The organism is Nocardia suismassiliense, assembly GCF_900269665.1.
Classification (GTDB): Bacteria; Actinomycetota; Actinomycetes; order Mycobacteriales; family Mycobacteriaceae; genus Nocardia; species Nocardia suismassiliense.
Window position 1 is genome coordinate 8,700,477 of sequence record NZ_LT985361.1, and the last position, 18,719, is coordinate 8,719,195.

Here is an 18,719-nt window from a genome sequence, read left to right on the forward strand (position 1 = left end):
ATCAGGCCAGGCCACCGGGTTTTCCGAGTAGCTCGGCTAGGGCGGCGTCGATGAACCGGGTGTCTTCGGGATTGCTGCCGTGGCCGGCGAAGTGGCCCCAGATGCCGGGGATCACCCGGAGTTCGGCATGGCGCATGTGGCCGACGGCCCAGGCCTCGTCCTCCGGCGGGAAGTACAGGTCCTTCTCGGCGGGCATGACCAGGGCGGTGGCCTTGATAGAGGCGAGGGCGGCTTCGGTGTCGCCGTCGAAGCCGGGCGTGCGGCCGACGTCGCCGTGCTGCCAGGTCCACAGCATGGTGAGCAGGTTGTTCGGGTCGCGGCCGTCCAAGAAGAAGCCCTCCCAGAAGCCGATCAGGAAGTCCTCGAGGGAGGTGTACCCGAGTTTCTCGTACTCCTTCTCCCAGTAGAAGGCCTGCGAGAAACCCCAGCCCGCGTAAACCCTTGCCAGCGCGCGCAATCCGGAGGTCGGCCAGTGTTCGCCGTACCAGCCGCCGGCGAAGGCCGAGTCGGCGGTCAGGGCCGCCTTGACGCCCTCCAGGAAGACCTTGTTGTGGTCGCTGGTCCGGGCTGAGCCGCAGAACGGGGCGATGCGCTCCACCATGTCCGGGTAGCTCACCGCCCACTGGTAGGTCTGGCCCGCGCCCATGGACCAGCCGGTCACCAAGGCCAGTCGCTCGATGCCGAAACGCTCGGTCACCAAACGGTATTGCGCGGCCACCTGGTCGTACACCGTGATGTCCGGAAAGCGGGCACGGTCATAGGGTTGCAGCGTATTGCTCGGCGAGCTGGACAGGCCGTTGCCGATCATGTTCGGCACGATGATGAAGTACTCCGCCGGATCCAGCGCCATCCCCGGACCGATCAGCCACTCGTTGTCCCAATGTCGCCCCGAATACCACGTCGGATAGACGATGGCATTGCTCTTGTCCGCGTTGAGCTCACCGTAGGTGGCGTATGTCAGGAAGGCACCACGCAGCGTGGCACCGTGCTGGGTGGTGAAATCACCGAGATCGAAGATCTGGTGGTCGGTCATGAAGCGACTCGCTTTCGCAACGGGCGGAACAGGATTCAGCAGGTCCCAGCCGCCCGAGCGCACCATCCACCGACCAAACCCCTTCAATTGAAAATATTCTTACAGAAAATATTCCCCGCGAAGTAAATTTCGCATCACTCTTCCGACACCGTGAAGACGCTCTACCAACGCAAACGGCCCCCGCTCCTGGAAGGGAGCGAGGGCCGGATGTGTTGCGGTACCGGGCTAGCGGTAGTCGCTGAAACCGTAGTCGTCGAGCGGGACTGCGGCGCCGGTGGTTTGGCCGAAGCTGTCCGGGCTGTAGTAGGTGTCGTCGTAGGACGGCACCGCGTACGCGGCGGCACGGGCTTCTTCGGTCGGCTGCACCGTGATGTTGCGGTAGCGGTTGATACCGGTACCGGCCGGGATCAGCTTGCCGATGATCACGTTCTCCTTGAGGCCGATGAGCTTGTCGGAGCGGCAGTTGATGGCCGCGTCCGTCAGCACTCGAGTGGTCTCCTGGAAGGACGCCGCCGACAGCCACGAATCCGTCGCGAGCGACGCCTTCGTGATACCCATCAGCACCGGGCGACCCGCCGCGGGCTCATTGCCCTCGGCGACGACGCGACGGTTGGAGGCCTCGAACTCGGAACGCTCGGTGAGCGAACCCGGCAGGAACTCCGTGGCACCCGAGTCGATGATCGTCACGCGACGCAGCATCTGGCGCACGATGACCTCGATGTGCTTGTCGTGGATCGACACACCCTGCGAGCGGTAGACCTCCTGGACCTCGTGGACCAGGTGGATCTGCACCTGACGGGGACCCATGATGCGCAGCACCTCGTGCGGATCCGCCGCGCCTTCCAGCAGCTGCTGGCCGACCTCGACGTGGTCACCATCGGAGAGCAGACGCTCGGTGCCGTCGTCGTGCTTGAAGACACGCAGCCGCTGCCGCTTCGAGAGCTTGTCGTAGACAACCTCTTCGCCACCGTCATCGGGGATGATGGTGATCTTGTAGAAGCGGTCGTCGTCCTCCATCCGGACCCGGCCACTGACCTCGGCGATCGGAGCCTTGCCCTTCGGCACGCGGGCCTCGAACAGCTCCTGCACCCGGGGCAGACCGCCGGTGATGTCATCGCCCGCGACACCACCCTGGTGGAAGGTACGCATGGTCAGCTGGGTACCGGGCTCACCGATGGACTGCGCGGCGACGATGCCGACGGCCTCACCGATGTCGACCAGCTTGCCGGTGGCCATCGAACGGCCGTAGCAGGTGGCACAGACACCGGTACCGGTGGTGCAGGTCAGCACGGAGCGGACCCGGACCTCGGTGATGCCTGCCCCGAGCAGCGCGTCGATCGCCGGGTCGCCGAGGTCGGCGCCCTTCGCGATGACGAGGTTGCCCTTGGCGTCCACCGCGTCCGAAGCGAGCGTGCGAGCGTACGCGGAGGTCTCCACGTGCGCGTCGCGGATGAGCGAGCCATCCGCCTGCTTGTCGGCGATGTGCACGATGATGCCGCGCTCGGTGGCGCAATCGTGCTCGCGCACGATCACGTCCTGCGAGACGTCCACCAGACGACGGGTCAGGTAACCCGAGTCGGCGGTACGCAGCGCGGTATCGGCCAGACCCTTACGAGCACCGTGGGTGTTGATGAAGTACTCGAGCACGGTCAGGCCCTCACGGAACGAGGACTTGATCGGGCGCGGGATGAACTCACCCTTCGGGTTCGTCACCAGACCCTTCATACCGGCGAGGGTACGAGTCTGGGTGAAGTTACCCGTGGCGCCCGACTCGACGATCGTGATGATCGGGTTGTCCGGCGGGTAGTGCGCCCGCAGTGCCGTACCGACCTCTTCGGTCGCTTCCTGCCAGATCTTGACCAGGGCGTTGTTGCGCTCCTGGTGATCGAGCGCACCACGCTGGTACTTCTTCTCGATCTGATCGGCAAGCGCCTCGTAGCGCTCCATGATCTCGGTCTTCTCCGGCGGCACCAGCACGTCGGACATGGAGACCGTCACGCCGGAACGGGTGGCCCAGTAGAAGCCCGCGTCCTTCAGCTTGTCGACGGTCTGCGCGACCACGATCATCGGGTAGCGCTCGGCCAGATCGTTGATGATCGTCGCCTGACGCTTCTTCGGCATCTGCTCGTTGATGAACGCGTAGTCCGCCGGCAGCAGCTCGTTGAACAGCACGCGACCAAGGGTGGTCTCGGCAATCCACGCGTCGCCGCGGGTCCAGCCCTCCGGGAACAGCTTCGCCTCGATGTCCTTCGGCGGGCGCTGGTGGATGAGGCGCACCTTGATCAGCGAACGCACGGTGAGCTCACCGCGGTCCACCGCCATCTGTGCCTCGGCAGGCGAGGAGTAGACGCCGAACTCGGCCTTGTCCTTGCCCGAGGCCTTGTACTCGCCCTTCGCGCCCTCTTCGAGGCGGGTCAGGGAGTACAGGCCGGGCACCATGTCGGGACGCGGCATGGCGGGCGGCCGGCCGGAGGCGGGCGACAGGATGTTGTTCGAGGACAGCATCAGGATGCGGGCCTCGGCCTGCGCCTCCGCGGACAGCGGAAGGTGCACGGCCATCTGGTCACCGTCGAAGTCGGCGTTGAACGCTTCACAGACGAGCGGGTGCAGCTGGATCGCCTTACCCTCGACGAGCTGCGGCTCGAACGCCTGGATGCCGAGGCGGTGCAGGGTGGGCGCGCGGTTCAGCAGCACCGGGTGCTCGGCGATGACCTCTTCGAGGACATCCCACACCTGGGGACGCTGACGCTCGACCATGCGCTTGGCGGACTTGATGTTCTGCGCGTGGTTCAGGTCGACCAGACGCTTCATCACGAACGGCTTGAACAGCTCGAGCGCCATCAGCTTCGGCAGACCACACTGGTGCAGCTTCAGCTGCGGGCCGACCACGATGACCGAACGGCCCGAGTAGTCGACGCGCTTGCCCAGCAGGTTCTGCCGGAAACGACCCTGCTTGCCCTTGAGCAGATCGCTCAGCGACTTCAGCGGGCGGTTACCCGGTCCGGTGACCGGGCGGCCGCGACGGCCGTTGTCGAACAGCGCGTCCACGGACTCCTGCAGCATCCGCTTCTCGTTGTTGACGATGATCTCGGGCGCGCCGAGGTCGATCAGTCGCTTGAGGCGGTTGTTGCGGTTGATCACGCGGCGGTACAGGTCGTTCAGGTCGGAGGTGGCGAACCGGCCACCGTCGAGCTGAACCATCGGGCGCAGCTCCGGCGGGATCACCGGAACGGCGTCGAGCACCATGCCCATCGGCGAGTTGCCGTTGGTCTGGAACGCCGCGACGACCTTGAGCCGCTTGAGCGCGCGCAGCTTCTTCTGGCCCTTACCGCTGCGGATGGTCTCCCGCAGGCTCTCCGCCTCGGCGTCGATGTCGAAGTTCTCCATCAGCTTCTGGATGGACTCCGCACCCATGGCGCCGGTGAAGTATTCGCCGTAGCGGTCGATCAGCTCGCGGTAGAGCACCTCATCGACGATGAGCTGCTTGGGCGCCAGCTTGGTGAAGGTGGTCCAGATCTCGTCGAGCCGATCCAGCTCACGCTGGGACCGGTCGCGCAGCTGACGCATCTCGCGCTCGCCGCCGTCCTTGACCTTGCGGCGGACGTCGGACTTGGCACCCTCGGCCTCGAGCTCGGCCAGGTCGGCCTCGAGCTTCTGGGCACGGGCCTCGAGGTCGGCGTCGCGCTGGTCGGCGACCGCCTTCTTCTCGACCTCCATCTCGGCTTCGAGCGTGCTGAGCTCGTTGTGGCGCAGCTCGTCGTCGACCGCGACGATGACGTAGGCGGCGAAGTAGATGATCTTTTCCAGATCCTTCGGCGCCAGGTCGAGCAGGTACCCGAGGCGCGAGGGCACGCCCTTGAAGTACCAGATGTGGGTGACCGGTGCGGCCAGCTCGATGTGGCCCATCCGTTCACGACGCACCTTGGCGCGAGTGACCTCGACGCCACAGCGCTCACAGATGATGCCCTTGAAGCGGACACGCTTGTACTTGCCGCAATAGCACTCCCAGTCCCGGGTAGGACCGAAGATCTTCTCGCAGAAGAGCCCGTCCTTCTCCGGCTTGAGGGTGCGGTAGTTGATGGTCTCCGGCTTTTTCACCTCGCCGAAAGACCACTGGCGGATGTCGTCCGCGGTGGCCAGGCCGATCCGGAGTTCATCGAAGAAGTTGACGTCTAGCACGTAACTTCCTTTCCCCTATAAGGGTCGAATTCGAGCAAAAAGTTCACTAGTTGGTGGAACGCGGGGCCGGATGCCGTTCTGTTGGAACGGCATCCGGCCGACCGCCTAGTTCGCCAGATCGTCGACGGTGGCCGCTTCGTTCCTGGACAAGTTGATGCCCAGGTTCGCCGCGGCGCGCTCCAGATCCTCGTCGTCGCCGTCGCGCATCTCGATCGCGGCGCCGTCGGAAGACAGCACCTCGACGTTGAGGCACAGCGACTGGAGTTCCTTGAGGAGCACCTTGAAGGACTCCGGAATGCCCGGCTCCGGAATGTTCTCGCCCTTGACGATCGCCTCGTAAACCTTGACGCGACCGACCACGTCGTCGGACTTGATCGTCAGCAGTTCCTGCAGCGTGTAGGCCGCGCCGTAGGCCTGCATGGCCCAGCACTCCATTTCACCGAAGCGCTGACCACCGAACTGCGCCTTACCACCGAGCGGCTGCTGGGTGATCATCGAGTACGGGCCGGTCGAACGGGCGTGGATCTTGTCGTCGACCAGGTGGTGCAGCTTCAGGATGTACATGTAGCCGACCGCCACCGGGTACGGGAACGGCTCGCCGGAACGGCCGTCGAGCAGGGTGGCCTTGCCGTTGTCGTCGACCATGCGCTCACCATCGCGGTTCGGCAGGGTCGAGGCGAGCAGACCGGTCAGCTCCTCCTCGCGGGCGCCGTCGAACACCGGGGTGGCGATGTTCGAGTCGGCCGGGGCCGCCAGCATCTCCTCCGGCAGCGCCTTGGCCCAGTCGGGACGAGTCCCGTCCGCACCGACGCCGACATCCCAGCCCGCCTTGCCGATCCACCCGAGGTGGGTCTCCAAGATCTGGCCGATGTTCATACGACGCGGCACACCGTGGGTGTTCAGGATGATGTCGACCGGGGTGCCGTCCGGCATGAACGGCATGTCCTCGGTCGGCAGGATCTTGCCGATAACACCCTTGTTGCCGTGGCGACCGGCGAGCTTGTCGCCGTCCTGGATCTTGCGCTTCTGCGCCACGTACACGCGCACCAGCTCGTTGACACCGGGAGGCAGATCGTCGTCGTCCTCGCGCGAGAACACGCGGATGCCGATGACCTTGCCGGACTCACCGTGCGGCACCTTCAGCGAGGTGTCGCGCACCTCGCGCGCCTTCTCACCGAAGATCGCGCGCAGCAACCGCTCCTCGGGGGTCAGCTCGGTCTCACCCTTCGGGGTGACCTTGCCGACGAGGATGTCGCCGTCACGAACCTCGGCGCCGATGCGCACGATGCCGCGCTCGTCGAGGTCGGCGAGGACCTCGTCGGAGACGTTCGGGATGTCCCGGGTGATCTCCTCGGCACCGAGCTTGGTGTCGCGGGCGTCGATCTCGTGCTCTTCGATGTGGATCGAGGTGAGAACGTCCTCTTCCACGAGGCGCTGCGACAGGATGATCGCGTCCTCGTAGTTGTGGCCTTCCCACGGCATGATCGCGACGAGCAGGTTCTTGCCCAGCGCCATCTCACCGTTCTCGGTGCACGGACCGTCGGCCAGCACCTGGCCGACCTCGACCCGCTGGCCCTCGTCCACGATCGGCCGCTGGTTCGCGCAGGTGCCCTGGTTGGAGCGGGCGAACTTGCGCATCCGGTAGCTCTTGCGAGTCCCGTCGTCGGCCATCACGGTGACGTAGTCGGCGGAAACCTCCTCGACCACACCGCCCTTCTCGTTCACCACGACATCGCCGGCGTCGACAGCGGCGCGCAGCTCCATGCCGGTGCCCACCACGGGGGCCTCGGAACGGATCAGCGGAACCGCCTGACGCTGCATGTTCGCACCCATCAGGGCGCGGTTGGCGTCGTCGTGCTCGAGGAACGGGATCATGGCCGTCGCGACCGACACCATCTGGCGCGGCGAGACATCCATGTAGTCGACCTCATCGGCGGCGACGAGCTCGTTCTCCTCGTTGCCGCGACGGCAGAGCACCCGGTCCTCGAGGAAACGACCGTCGGCGTCGACCGGCGAGTTGGCCTGCGCACGGACGTGCCGGTCCTCTTCGTCGGCGGTGAGGTACTTGACCTCGTCGGTCACCCGGCCGTCGACCACCTTGCGGTACGGCGTCTCGATGAAACCGAACGGGTTGACCCGCGCGTACACCGACAGCGAACCGATCAGGCCGATGTTCGGGCCTTCCGGGGTCTCGATCGGGCACATCCGGCCGTAGTGCGAGGTGTGCACGTCACGGACTTCCAGGCCGGCCCGCTCACGGGACAGACCACCCGGGCCAAGGGCCGACAGGCGGCGCTTGTGGGTGAGGCCCGACAGCGGGTTGTTCTGGTCCATGAACTGCGACAGCTGCGAAGTTCCGAAGAACTCCTTGATCGCGGCGACGACCGGGCGGATGTTGATCAGGGTCTGCGGCGTGATCGCCTCGACGTCCTGAGTCGTCATCCGCTCGCGGACCACGCGCTCCATGCGGGAGAGGCCGACCCGGATCTGGTTCTGGATCAGCTCGCCGACGGTACGCAGGCGACGGTTACCGAAGTGGTCGATGTCGTCGACGTCGACCGGGACCTCTTGACCGCCGGGGGCGGTCATGACGCGGTCACCCGCGTGCAGGCGGACCAGGTACTCGATCGTGCTGACGATGTCTTCCTTGGTGAGCACCGATCCGGTGACCTGCTCGCCGAGGTGGATACCCAGCTTCTTGTTGATCTTGTAGCGGCCGACGCGCGCCAGGTCGTAGCGCTTCTCCTTGAAGAACAGGTTCTCCAGCAGGGTCTGCGCGGACTCCTTGGTCGGCGGCTCGCCCGGACGCAGCTTGCGGTAGATGTCCAGCAGCGCCTCGTCCTGACCGGCGGTGTTGTCCTTCTCCAGCGTCGACATCATGATCTCGGAGAAGCCGAAACGCTCGACGATCTCCTCGTTCGTCCAACCGAGCGCCTTGAGCAGCACGGTGACCGGCTGACGACGCTTGCGATCGATGCGCACACCAACGGTGTCGCGCTTATCGATGTCGAACTCCAGCCACGCGCCACGCGACGGAATGACGCGCACGCTGTGCAGGTCCTTCTCGGTGGTCTTGTCGACCGAGTGGTCGAAGTAGACGCCCGGCGAACGAACCAACTGCGAAACGACGACGCGCTCGGTGCCGTTGATGATGAACGTGCCCTTGTCGGTCATCATCGGGAAATCTCCCATGAAGACCGTCTGGCTCTTGATCTCACCGGTGTTGTTGTTGATGAACTCCGCGGTGACGAACAACGGCGCCGCGTAGGTCATGTCCTTGTCTTTGCACTCGTCGATGGAGGCCTTGACCTCTTCGAACCGAGGGTCAGAGAAAGACAGGGACATCGAGCCGGAGAAGTCCTCGATCGGCGAAAGCTCCTCGAGCACCTCCTCGAGTCCCCCGACTAGCCCGACATCGCCGCGAAGGGCGACCTTTTCACGCCATGACGGCGAACCGATCAACCATGCAAATGAGTCCGTCTGTAGATCGAGAAGTCCGGGCACCTCCAAGGGTTCACGGATCTTCGCGAAAGACACCCGCAACGGGGCTCCGGGGATTCCGGCAACTGCCTTGGTCTGGGTGGAGACTGCCAAGATGCGTCCTTCCAGCACCTCACGCGCGTCGCGTGGTGGTCCGCGACCGTCGCTTGTCTGCTACGAATTCCGCTGGTTACAACCCGAACGAAACCCGAACAGGCAACAACGGAAGTAACACCGGAAGGTGGAACTTTCGTGTGCAAATCGAGGTATGGACAGGAGGCAGCCAGCGCAACGTCCAACCGTACACCAACCGTCACGGGGGTGTCAACCTACCACCCGTGCGCACATTCACGTGGCTGGCGCGCCGTGTCCGAATCGCTGGCTGCGTCGAGGACGACGGGGCGTAATGGAGCCACTGTGACAGCTGCCGCTGTTGTGAATAGCGTGACGGCTCCGGCGAAACTCGTCAAGTAGGCGGGCCCTACCAGGGCCGAGTGAGATCGACTGGGCCGCTACACGATCACTGGTCGACGATGTCGCTGGCCAGCCAGCGATCGCCCACCTTCTGCATATGCAGCACGACCGGACCCGCCACACTCTGCTGCGCCGCGCCGTTCTTCGTCGCGCTGACCACCAGGTTGACCAGCAACTCGGCGCGATCACCAGTGAGCAAAGTCACACCGATTGGTTCGGCTTTGGCATCGGCGCTGGTCTGGGCCTGTTTTACCGCCGAGATGGTGGTGTCGGCGTACTTGTCCAGATCGGCCAGCATCTTGCCGGTGAGCACCTGGCGAGCCGTGTCGCGGTAGCCGTCGATGTTCTTGACGTCGTAGGCATAGACCGTCTTCAGCGCGTGATCGGCGGCCGCGCGCACTTCCTCGGTGGCCTTGTTGTCGACGAAGGCCTTGTTCGAATCGTCGACGCCGGGACGCGAGGCGGCGACCGCCGCGAATCCGCCGAGCAACACCGCGGCGATCAGGCAGCCGGCGACCAGGGACCAGAACGAGCGCCCCGGCTTGCCGGAGCCCGCGCCGCGGGAAAGCTTCCTTCGGACGCTCACGCGCTTGCCCTGCTCAGGCTGCTGCGCCGCGGGGGCCTGGCGCGGTGTGGTGGGGCGATTGGTGCCTGTCACCCGCGGCTTGCGGCTCGGCGTGCTGCGCGGCGCGGCGGCGCGGGACTGCTGTTCGCCGGCCGGGCGGCGCTTGGAGGTGACCCGGTTGATCGGTTTGCGAGAGGTCATGACTGGTTCTCCTACGATCCCGGCTTGGGCGGGGCGGGCGGCTGGTCGGCGGGCGGCGCCTGCGGGGACTGGCCCTGGCCACCGCTCAGCAGCACCGGCTGGCTGAGCGAGGAGATCTGCTCGGCCTTCCAGACGTCACCGGTCTTGGTCACGTCGACATTCCAGGTGTAGCGGTAATCGGCCGGCGGCTTGTCCTTGCCGTGCTCGGTCACCTGCAGCACGACCAAGGCCGAGGCCTTGTCGTTCTCGCTGTTCAACGTGGTCAGCGCGGAACCGAGCACCTTGGACGTCATGCCGACGCCGGTCTGCTTGGCCAGCGTCTCAGCCTGGTCCTTGTTCTTGTCCGCCGAGTCGAGCAGCGCGCCGGTCATCGAGGAGCGCGCCAGTGCCAGCGAGCCGGGGACGTCGTCGAGGTTCATCGAGGTCATGTTGAGCGCGGCCTGGCGGGCGGCGTCGAGTGCGGTGTCGCGGGCGTCGGCGCGCGGGGCGTCGCTGATCGCGGCGCGCACCCAGCCGGTGCCGAACCAGGCGGCAGCGACGAGGGCGACGACCAGTGCTGCCGCGGAGCCGACCAGCGCGCAGGTACGGAGGATGCCGGTGCGGCCGGGCGTCTCAGCCGGAGCCTCAGCAACCACGTCGGACTCGACCACGCCGTCAGCGGAGTCCGGTGATTCCTGCGGCTCGTTCGAATCGAGCTGCTTTTTCACATCTGCGCTCACGACTGAGCCTCGCTAACGCTCAGCTCAGCCGTTCGCGCAGGGCGCGCTGCGTCTTCGGTTCGTTCGCTTCGCTCACTCACACGAGCCACCCTAACGTCATCGTTGCTGGTCACCGCTTCGGCGTGACTCCCATCAGGGTTGCCAGCTGCACGGCGATCGGAGTCAGGTTCAGCCGTTCCGGATCGGTCTTGGGGGTCGAATCCCACGGCTGCTCGACCCGCGGATCGGCGAGGTCGGCCCGTTCACCGCCGCGTACGGCGGTCGGGTTACCTTGCGGCACAAGGCACTTGGCGTCCTTGTTGAAGGGGAACTCGTCGCGCGTGTCGTCGAAGTTCGGGTTCTGCGCCTTCATCTGTTCGAGGATCCGCTGCGTTCCCTCGTACCCGACGGTACAGGCGGGCGGATTGTTGGCCTCGAGCACCAGACCGAAGTGCGTGGTGCCGTCGCCGGGCGCGGTGGCCGAACCACCGATCGACAACTGCGGCAGGAACTGCAGCAGCGGGCGGATGGCATAGAACTTGGGCGAGATGGCCTGCAGCAGCAGCCGCAGGTTCGCCAGGTCCTGGGTGAGCGCGCCGCCGCTTTCGTGCAGCAGCGCGTCGATCTGCTGGCCCGCGTCGCTGCCGGTGCCGATCAGCCTGCGGATGTCCGGATCGCTGGAGCGCAGCTGCGCGGTGAGCTTGTCCAGGCCGTCGCTGAACTCGCGGATGGCGCCGGACTGCTCGGCCTGGGTGCCGAGCACGACCTTGCTGTCCCGGATCAGCTGGATGGTCTGCGGCAGCGTCTCGTTGAACGTGCTGGTGAACTTGTTCAGCGAATCGACGAAGATCTGCAGGTCGTCGCCCTTGCCGTCGAACGCCTTGCCGAGCTCGCGCACGGTGGTGTTCAGCGCCGCCAGATCGACCGAGCGGGTGAAGGAGTCCACGCTGGCGACCAGCTGCTCCACCGGCACCGGCGTGGTCGCCGAGGTGATCACCGAATTGTCGTGCAGGTACGGCCCGGTGTCGGTGTCCGGCTGCAGATCGACGTACTGCTCACCGATCGCGGAACGGTTGGCCACCACGGCTTTCGCGGTCGCGGGGATCTTCGGCGAGCCCGAGTCGATGATGAGGTGCATCAGCACGCCGTCACCGGTGAGTTCCAGCTGCCCGACCCGGCCGACCGGCACGCCGCGGTAGGTCACCTCGGCGCCCTTGTAGATGCCGCCGGTCTGCGCCGCCTGCACCCGCACGTCGTATTGACCGAAACCGAGCATGTGGTCGAGCCGAATGTATTTGGCGCCGACGTACACCACGCCGACCACCGCGACGACGGCGAACGCGATCAACTGCCAGCGGACCAACTTCGTCATCGCGGACCACCCACTCCCAGCTGCTCCAGAATCGCGCCCACCGGATTCGGCGGCACACCCGGCGCGGGCGGCTGCGCCATGTTCGGCGGCAGCGGCAGGATCGATACCGTCGGCCAGCCCGGCCGCGGGCCGTTGCCGTTGTAGTACGGGTTGGTCGGGTTCACCGGCACCGGCGGGCCGAGCGGCGGCGTGTACACCGGATCCGGTTTGCCGACACCGAGATTGCTCAGCGTGACGCCGATCTGCTGATCCACCGACAGCCAGGTGTTCACCGACCCGCCGAAGGTGGACTCCAGCGTGGAGTCGGGGAACGGATAGGTCGGGATCAGCGGCAACGCGCTGATCAGATCCGGCGCGGCCTTGCCCAGCTCCTGCAGGGTGGGGCGCAGCGAGGTCAGGTCACGGATGAGGTCGTCCTTCGAGTGGTTCAGCACGTCGAAGCCTGCCTCGCCGACCCGATCCAGCTGGCTGAGCAGCCCGACCAGCTGGGGGCGCTGCTCCTCCAGGATCTTGACGCCCTGCGGCAGCTCGTCCAGGATCTTGCCGATCTGCTCGGTCTGGCTGCTCACCCGGCTGCTCAGCACATCGAGACCGTCGAGCGCCCTGGTGATGTCGTTGACCTGATCATCGAGGCCCTTGATCAGGATGTTCGCCTGCTCCAGTAGCGAACGCACCCGATCCTCGCGGCCGCCGATGGTCTTGTTCAGCTCGGTGACGATCGGCTGCAGCTGTGCGACGCCACCACCGTTGAGCAGCAACGACATCGCGCCGAGCACCTGCTCGATCTCGGTGGCGTGCCTGGTGTTGGCGAGCAGGATGGTCGAACCGTCGGTCAGCTTCTTCGCCTCCGGCTCGACCGCCGGCTTGGACAGCTCGATGAACTTCTCGCCGAGCAGATTCGACTGGCGCACCTCGGCCCGCGCGTTGGCGGGCAGGTCGACCGAGGAGTTCACCACGGCCCGCACGGTCGCGGTCCACTGGTCCTTGCCGATCTTGATGTCCTCGACCCGGCCCACCGGCACGCCCTCGACCTTCACCGCGGACTGCGGCACCAGATCGAGCACGTCGTCGAACTGGATATCGATGCGCATCGGGTGCTCGCCGACATCGGCGCCACCGGGCAGCGGCACGCTGTAGATGCCGTCGGAGGAGCACGAGGTGACCAGCGCTGCGGCCAGCCCGAGGGCCATGGCGATGCCGAGACCTCGTGTGACGGAACGGATTCGGTGACTCACCGCTCACCTCCCTGCGACGGCGGCAGCCGATCCGACGGGACACCGGGCACCGTGCCCGGCACCGGCGCCCGCTGCTGGTTCTCGCCACTGAGGATGCCGAACGGCAGGATCAGCGTCGGCGTCTGCACCCCGGCGGTGATCTGGTCGGAGATCTCCTTGCAGTGGTCCAGGATCGGGCGCATCTGCCTGCCGAGCGCCTCGAACTGCGGATCGCCCGGCCGCAGCTTGGACACGTCGATCAGCTTGCACATGACCCCGAACGGGTCCTGCAGATCGGTGAAGTTGGCGCGCATGTCGAGGGTGCCGGACTCGGCGTTGTGGATATTGATCAGGTTGCTGAGCGCCAGCGGCAGCACCGGCAGCGCCGCGGCCAGGTCGTCGCGCTGATCCGACAGCGTCTTGGTCAGCGTGACCAGGCCCTCCGCATTGCTGGCGATCAGGTCGCGGTTGTTGTCGATGAACCGGGCGACGTCGCCGAGCGCGACGGACAGCAGATTCAGCGCGGCGCCGAGGTCGTCGCGCTCGCTCGCCAGGAAGCTGGACAGGTCGGCGAGCTGCACGTTGAACTGGCGCACCTGCGCGTCGTTCTGGGCCAGCATGGCGACGAAGCTCTGCAGATTCTTGACGGTGTCGAAGATGTCGCCGCGCGCGTCGGACAGGTACTTGGCGGCCTTGGACAGCTGGGTCAGGCTGTTGGCCAGCGCCTCGCCGTTGCCGTCCAGGTTCGCGGCGCCCGTGCGCACCAGCTCGTTGACCGCACCCTCTTTATTGGCGCCGTTGGGGCCCAGCGCATCCGAGAGTTCGGTGATGCTCTTGTACAGCTGGTCCACCTCGACCGGGGTGACCGTGCGATCGCGCGGGATGGTCGCGGTGCGTGGCATTTTCGGCCCGCCGGTGTACACCGGGGTCAGCTGGATGTAGCGGTCGGACACGATGGAAGGCGTGATCTGCGCGGCCCGTGCTTCGGCAGGGACGTCGTAGGAGCGATCGACGCTCATGACGACCTTGACCTGATCGCCCTGCGGCTCGACCGAATCCACCCGGCCGACCGGCACGCCGAGCACCCGCACGTCCGAGCCCTCGTAGATGCCGACCGAACGATCGAAGTAGGCGGTGATCTTGGTGGTGGTCAGCCGGTCGAACGTCCACCACAGCACCCCGGCGGCGACCACCGCCACCACCACGACGAGCGCGATGGTGATCTTCGTGCCGCGCCCCGAATCACGCAGCGCCTGCAACCGATCCGCCATGTCAGTTACCTCCCATGTTGCGGATCGGCGGACGGGCGCCGGGGATCTCCGGCAGCGCGGGCGGGATCAGGTTGACGATCACCGCGTCGAACCAGCGGCCGGTGCCGAGCACATTGGCGTAGAGCCCGTAGAACGGCGCCGCGAGCTCCAAGGTCTTGGAGATGTTCTGCTGGTTGGCATTCAACAGATCGATCGAGCCGCGCAGATTCTTCAGCGCGGGACCGATCTGCTCCTCGTTGTCGTGCACCAGCGCGGTGAGCTCCGCCGACACCGTCTTGGCGCCGGAGAGCAGCTGCGCGATCGACTGCTGCCGGATGTTGAGCTCGGCCAGCAGCTGTCCGCCATTGGCGAGCAACCGCTCGAACTCCGCGTTGCGGTCGGCGAGCACCTTGGTGGTCTGCCTGGTCGCGGCGAACAGCTTCTTCAGTTCCTCGTCGCGTTTGGCCAGCGTCTCGGACAGGCGCGCGACGCCGTCGATGGAGCCGCGCAGCTCCGGCGGCGTGGTGGCGAACGCGTCGGAGAGCACCCGCATGCTGGTGGCCAGCTGCGCGGTATCGATCTGGTCGATGTTCTTCGCCGCGTCACTGAAGGCGTCCACCACGTCATACGGAGAAACGGTGCGCGACAACGGAATCCGGGTCGCGGGGTCGGCCGCGCGGGAGCCCTTCGGGTCCAGCGCCAGGTACTTCTGGCCGAGCACGGTCTTGATCTGGATCGAGGCGGTGGTCTCGCTGCCGATCCAGGCGTCCTGGGTGCGGAAGTCGACCAGCACCTTGGCGCCGTCGAGGCGCACGTCGGACACCGAACCGACCTTCACGCCCGCGATGCGGACCTCGTTGCCCTTCTTCAGGCCTGCCGCCTCGGAGAATTCGGCGGTGTACTTGGTGCCCGCGCCGATGATCGGCAGCCGGTCCAGGAAGAACGCCGACACCGTCACCAGCAGCACCATCGCGAGGCCGAGCACCCCCATGAAGACGGGGCTGCGGCGTCCGAGCAGAATCCGGTCGTCCATCAGCGGGCCTTCCCGGAGCAGCGCGGCGCGGCGTTGGTGTAGAGCGGCTGGTTGATCGTGGGCAGGCCGGCGGGCAGGTTCAGCTGCGGCGCCTCCACCGCGCCGGGGCCGACGACGATATCGATACCGCACAGGGAGAACTGGAACCAGGAGCCATAACTGCCTACCCGGCCGAGCTTCTCCATCTTGACCGGCAGGTTGGCCAGCACCGCGTTCACGTCGTCGCTGCGCTCGTTGATGGTGCCGCTGAGCTGGCTCAGCCCGGCGATCGAACCCTGCAGCGTCGGGCGCACCGGGACGAGCAGATCGGCGGTGGCCGAGGCCAGGTTGCCGAGCGAGGTCACCGAGCGGCCGATCGTCTCGCGTTCCGCGGGCAGCCCGCTGACCAGCGCCTCGGTATTGACGATGAGCTGGTTGAACTGGTCGTCGCGCTGGTTGACCGTGTCGAGCACGGCGGTCAGGTTGCGGACGAGCTCCCCGATCACCGCGTCCTTGTCCGCGATCTTGTTGGTCAGGCTCGCGGTGGTGGCCACCAGGTCGTGGATCGTGCCCTGCTCACCCTGGAACACCTGGATGATCTCGAAGGAAAGCTTGTTCACGTCATCGGCGGTGAGTGTGCGGAACAGCGGGCGGAAACCATTGAACAGGGTGGTCAGGTTGAGCGCGGGATTGGTGCGCTCCAGCGGGATGGTGCCGCCCGCGTTGAGCTTGCGGCCCTGCTCACCGGTGCCCTGTTCGAGCGCGATGTAGCGCTGGCCGACCAGGTTGCGGTAGCGGATGCTCGCGGTGGTCGAGGCGGGCAGCCAATCCCGGTCGGTGAGTTCGAATTTCACCTCGGCCAGGCGCTTGTCCACGATCGAGACGTCGGTGACCTTGCCGACCCGCACCCCGGCGATACGCACCTCGTCACCCGCGTTCAGCGAGGTGACATCGGTGAAACGAGCCTTGAACTTGGTGCCGCCGCCGCTGTAGTTGGCGATGGACAGGCCGAGCATCGTGGTGGCGAACAGCGTCACGATGACGAAGATGATCAGCTTGGTCAGCGGCCCGCCCAGCCCGCGCAGGGTCTCCTTCATCGCACGCTCACCTCGCTGCCACGGAACGCGGGCGCGCCGGCCCTGGTCACCCAGCTCGGCACCTGATCAGGCGAGACACCGTGCGCCGCACCGTAGATCGCGCCGAGCGACTGCTGCTCCAGCGGCGAGCCCGCGATGGTCGCGACATTGCCCGCCGGGTACACCCCGAACTGCGGCGGCGACAGCTTGCCCGTCACCTGGTCGCCGGGGTCACGGCTCGGCACCGCGTAGGAGCCGTCGTTGTTCGCTCCGCCGGTGTACTGGCCGGGGTCGACGCCGAGCGGCTTCTCCGGAATGCACCAGGGCCCACGGTCGTCCAGCCATCGCGGCTCGTCCTGGTTCGGCAGGTACTTGCCGCGCGGATTGGTCAACTCGATGGTCACCCGGGTGCCCGGATGCTCGGTGCCCTTGCCGAGGATCTCGTCGATGCGCGGCTTGAGCTGGGCGAAGTTCGCCATCACGCACGGGAAGGTCGGCGAGTAGGTGGCCAGCATTTCCAGCAGCGGGCGCGAATCGGCGGACAGGTCGATGATGTTGTCGCGGTTGGCGACCAGGAAATCGGCGGTGTTCGACGAGGCGGGTGTCAGCACCGCGTACAGCGAGTCGATGTCCCAGCGGCGCTGCACCACGGTCGCATTGGTGGTTCGCAGGTTGTCCAGCGCGTTGACCAGCTGCGGCGCGGCGTCGGAGTAAGTGGCGGCCACCTCGGCGAAGCTGCGCAGATCCTCCTGCAGGTCCGGCAGCACGCCGTTGACCTGACGGAAGATGTTGTCCAGCTTGTCCACACTCTCACCGAGCGCGAGACCCTGACCCGACAGCGCCTGGGAGAGCGCACCGAGGGTGGCGGCGAGGTCCTGCGGCGGAATCGCCTGCAGCAGCGGCATCAGGTCGTCGAGCAGTTTGCTCAGTTCGATCGCGTTGCCGCTCTTGTCCTGTTGCAGCACCACGCCGTTGGTCAGGTGCGCCGCGCTGCGGTCGGCGGGGATCACCAGATCCACATAACGCTCGCCGAACAGCGTCTTCGGCAGCAGCCGCGCGGTCGCGTTGGCCGGGATCTGGTCCGCCTTGTCCGGCTGGATGGCGAGATTCAGTGTCACCCGACCGTTCTCGGAGTAGCTGGAGCGCACCTCGCCGACACTGATGCCGCGCACCTTCACGTCCGCGTTCTTGGTCAGCGCGTTGCCGACACTGTCGGTGACCAGGTCGACGTCGACCGTCTTCACGAACTGCTTGTTGTAGATCGCGATGGTCGTCGCCAGGAACAGCGCGACGACCACGAAGAACGCGATGCCGAGCAGCCGGACGCGCAACTTCTCGGTCGACCGCCAAGCCTGCACGCCACGCGCGCTCATCCGGCCACCCGCACGGTCGTCGTGGTCCCCCAAATCGCCAAGCTGAGGAAGAAGTCGAGCACGTTCACCAGCACGATGGCGGCCCGCACCGCGCGACCGACCGCGACGCCGACCCCGGCCGGTCCGCCGGTGGCGTGGAAGCCGTAGTAGCAGTGCACCATGATGATCACGAACGCGAAGACCAGCACCTTGAGGAACGAATAGAGCACGTCTTCAGGTGGTAGGAACAGGCTGAAATAGTGGTCGTAGGAGCCGCTGGACTGCCCGTTGAACCAGATGCTGATCATCCGCGAGGCCAGGAACGTACCGAGCAGGCCGACGATGTAGAGCGGGATCACCGCGAGGAAGCCCGCGATCACCCGGGTGGTGACCAGGAACGGCACACCGGGCACCGCCATCACCTCGAGCGCGTCGATCTCCTCGGAGATCCGCATCGCGCCGAGCTGCGCGGTGAAACCACAGCCCACCGTCGCGGACAGCGCCAAAGCCGCGACCAGCGGCGCGATTTCGCGGGTGTTGATATAGGCGGTGAGGAAGCCGGTGAGCACCGAACTGCCGAGCGCGTCCAGTGCCTTGAAGCCCTGCAGGCCGACGACCACGCCGACCGAGCCGGACATGAACACGATGACGCCGATGGTGCCGCCGATCACCGCGAGCGCGCCGCTGCCGAAGGTCACCTCGGCGAGCAGCCGCATGACCTCCTTGCGGTAATGCACGGCGGTGCGCGGGATCCAAGCGATGGCGCGCGAGTAGAACGACATCTGCTCGCCGGCCCGGTCGATCACCTTCAGC

12 protein-coding genes are annotated in these 18,719 nt (G+C 66.2%); all 12 read right to left on the reverse strand.

Going from position 1 to position 18,719, the window contains the following annotated elements:
- Position 1: 1 nt before the first annotated feature.
- Positions 2 to 1,033, reverse strand: a complete 1,032-nt coding sequence (locus tag DBO33_RS38935) for an alpha/beta fold hydrolase (protein ID WP_107660972.1) — start codon at positions 1,031 to 1,033, stop codon at positions 2 to 4.
- A gap of 225 nt (positions 1,034 to 1,258) precedes the next feature.
- A complete protein-coding gene (locus DBO33_RS38940; RefSeq protein WP_107659487.1) occupies positions 1,259 to 5,212 on the reverse strand; it encodes a DNA-directed RNA polymerase subunit beta' in 3,954 nt (1,317 codons plus the stop codon).
- A gap of 105 nt (positions 5,213 to 5,317) precedes the next feature.
- Entirely contained in the window at positions 5,318 to 8,824 is a 3,507-nt protein-coding gene (gene rpoB, locus DBO33_RS38945; RefSeq protein WP_107659488.1) for a DNA-directed RNA polymerase subunit beta, read from the reverse strand.
- Between the two features lie 388 nt (positions 8,825 to 9,212).
- Positions 9,213 to 9,932: a hypothetical protein gene (locus DBO33_RS38950; protein ID WP_107659489.1), complete on the reverse strand. Its 720-nt coding sequence runs from the start codon at positions 9,930 to 9,932 to the stop codon at positions 9,213 to 9,215.
- An 11-nt stretch (positions 9,933 to 9,943) separates the two neighbouring features.
- Positions 9,944 to 10,651 (reverse strand): hypothetical protein, encoded by a 708-nt coding sequence (locus DBO33_RS38955; RefSeq protein WP_199856889.1) that lies wholly within the window; start codon positions 10,649 to 10,651, stop codon positions 9,944 to 9,946.
- 109 nt (positions 10,652 to 10,760) lie between these two features.
- The gene (locus tag DBO33_RS38960; RefSeq protein ID WP_107659490.1) at positions 10,761 to 12,002 is read right to left on the reverse strand and encodes an MCE family protein; all 1,242 of its coding nucleotides are present in this window, start codon (positions 12,000 to 12,002) and stop codon (positions 10,761 to 10,763) included.
- Positions 11,999 to 13,192: an MCE family protein gene (locus tag DBO33_RS38965; protein WP_107659491.1), complete on the reverse strand. Its 1,194-nt coding sequence runs from the start codon at positions 13,190 to 13,192 to the stop codon at positions 11,999 to 12,001. Before DBO33_RS38965 ends, DBO33_RS38960 begins: the two co-directional genes overlap by 4 nt.
- A 41-nt stretch (positions 13,193 to 13,233) precedes the next feature.
- Positions 13,234 to 14,487: an MCE family protein gene (locus DBO33_RS38970; protein ID WP_107659492.1), complete on the reverse strand. Its 1,254-nt coding sequence runs from the start codon at positions 14,485 to 14,487 to the stop codon at positions 13,234 to 13,236.
- Between the two features lies 1 nt (position 14,488).
- Positions 14,489 to 15,499 carry an MCE family protein gene (locus DBO33_RS38975; RefSeq protein WP_199856890.1) on the reverse strand — a complete coding sequence of 337 codons (1,011 nt, stop codon included), beginning with the start codon at positions 15,497 to 15,499 and terminating at the stop codon, positions 14,489 to 14,491.
- Positions 15,499 to 16,575: an MCE family protein gene (locus tag DBO33_RS38980; RefSeq protein WP_199856891.1), complete on the reverse strand. Its 1,077-nt coding sequence runs from the start codon at positions 16,573 to 16,575 to the stop codon at positions 15,499 to 15,501. The genes DBO33_RS38975 and DBO33_RS38980 overlap by 1 nt, the downstream gene beginning before the upstream one ends.
- Positions 16,572 to 17,927, reverse strand: a complete 1,356-nt coding sequence (locus tag DBO33_RS38985; protein WP_107660975.1) for an MCE family protein — start codon at positions 17,925 to 17,927, stop codon at positions 16,572 to 16,574. Before DBO33_RS38985 ends, DBO33_RS38980 begins: the two co-directional genes overlap by 4 nt.
- Complete coding sequence (locus DBO33_RS38990) at positions 17,924 to 18,688, reverse strand: ABC transporter permease (protein ID WP_226887528.1); 765 nt, start codon at positions 18,686 to 18,688, stop codon at positions 17,924 to 17,926. The genes DBO33_RS38985 and DBO33_RS38990 overlap by 4 nt, the downstream gene beginning before the upstream one ends.
- Positions 18,689 to 18,719: the final 31 nt, after the last annotated feature.

What these genes read in the sequence shown, in the direction of transcription:
- DBO33_RS38935 (WP_107660972.1), bottom strand. Translation starts at nt 1,033, where the DNA reads ATGACCGACCACCAGATCTTCGATCTCGGTGATTTCACCACCCAGCAC.
- DBO33_RS38950 (WP_107659489.1), bottom strand. Translation starts at nt 9,932, where the DNA reads ATGACCTCTCGCAAACCGATCAACCGGGTCACCTCCAAGCGCCGCCCG.
- DBO33_RS38960 (WP_107659490.1), bottom strand. Translation starts at nt 12,002, where the DNA reads ATGACGAAGTTGGTCCGCTGGCAGTTGATCGCGTTCGCCGTCGTCGCG.
- DBO33_RS38965 (WP_107659491.1), bottom strand. Translation starts at nt 13,192, where the DNA reads ATGGCCCTCGGGCTGGCCGCAGCGCTGGTCACCTCGTGCTCCTCCGAC.
- DBO33_RS38970 (WP_107659492.1), bottom strand. Translation starts at nt 14,487, where the DNA reads ATGGCGGATCGGTTGCAGGCGCTGCGTGATTCGGGGCGCGGCACGAAG.
- DBO33_RS38975 (WP_199856890.1), bottom strand. Translation starts at nt 15,499, where the DNA reads ATGGACGACCGGATTCTGCTCGGACGCCGCAGCCCCGTCTTCATGGGG.
- DBO33_RS38980 (WP_199856891.1), bottom strand. Translation starts at nt 16,575, where the DNA reads ATGAAGGAGACCCTGCGCGGGCTGGGCGGGCCGCTGACCAAGCTGATC.
- DBO33_RS38985 (WP_107660975.1), bottom strand. Translation starts at nt 17,927, where the DNA reads ATGAGCGCGCGTGGCGTGCAGGCTTGGCGGTCGACCGAGAAGTTGCGC.
- DBO33_RS38990 (WP_226887528.1), bottom strand. Translation starts at nt 18,688, where the DNA reads ATGTCGTTCTACTCGCGCGCCATCGCTTGGATCCCGCGCACCGCCGTG.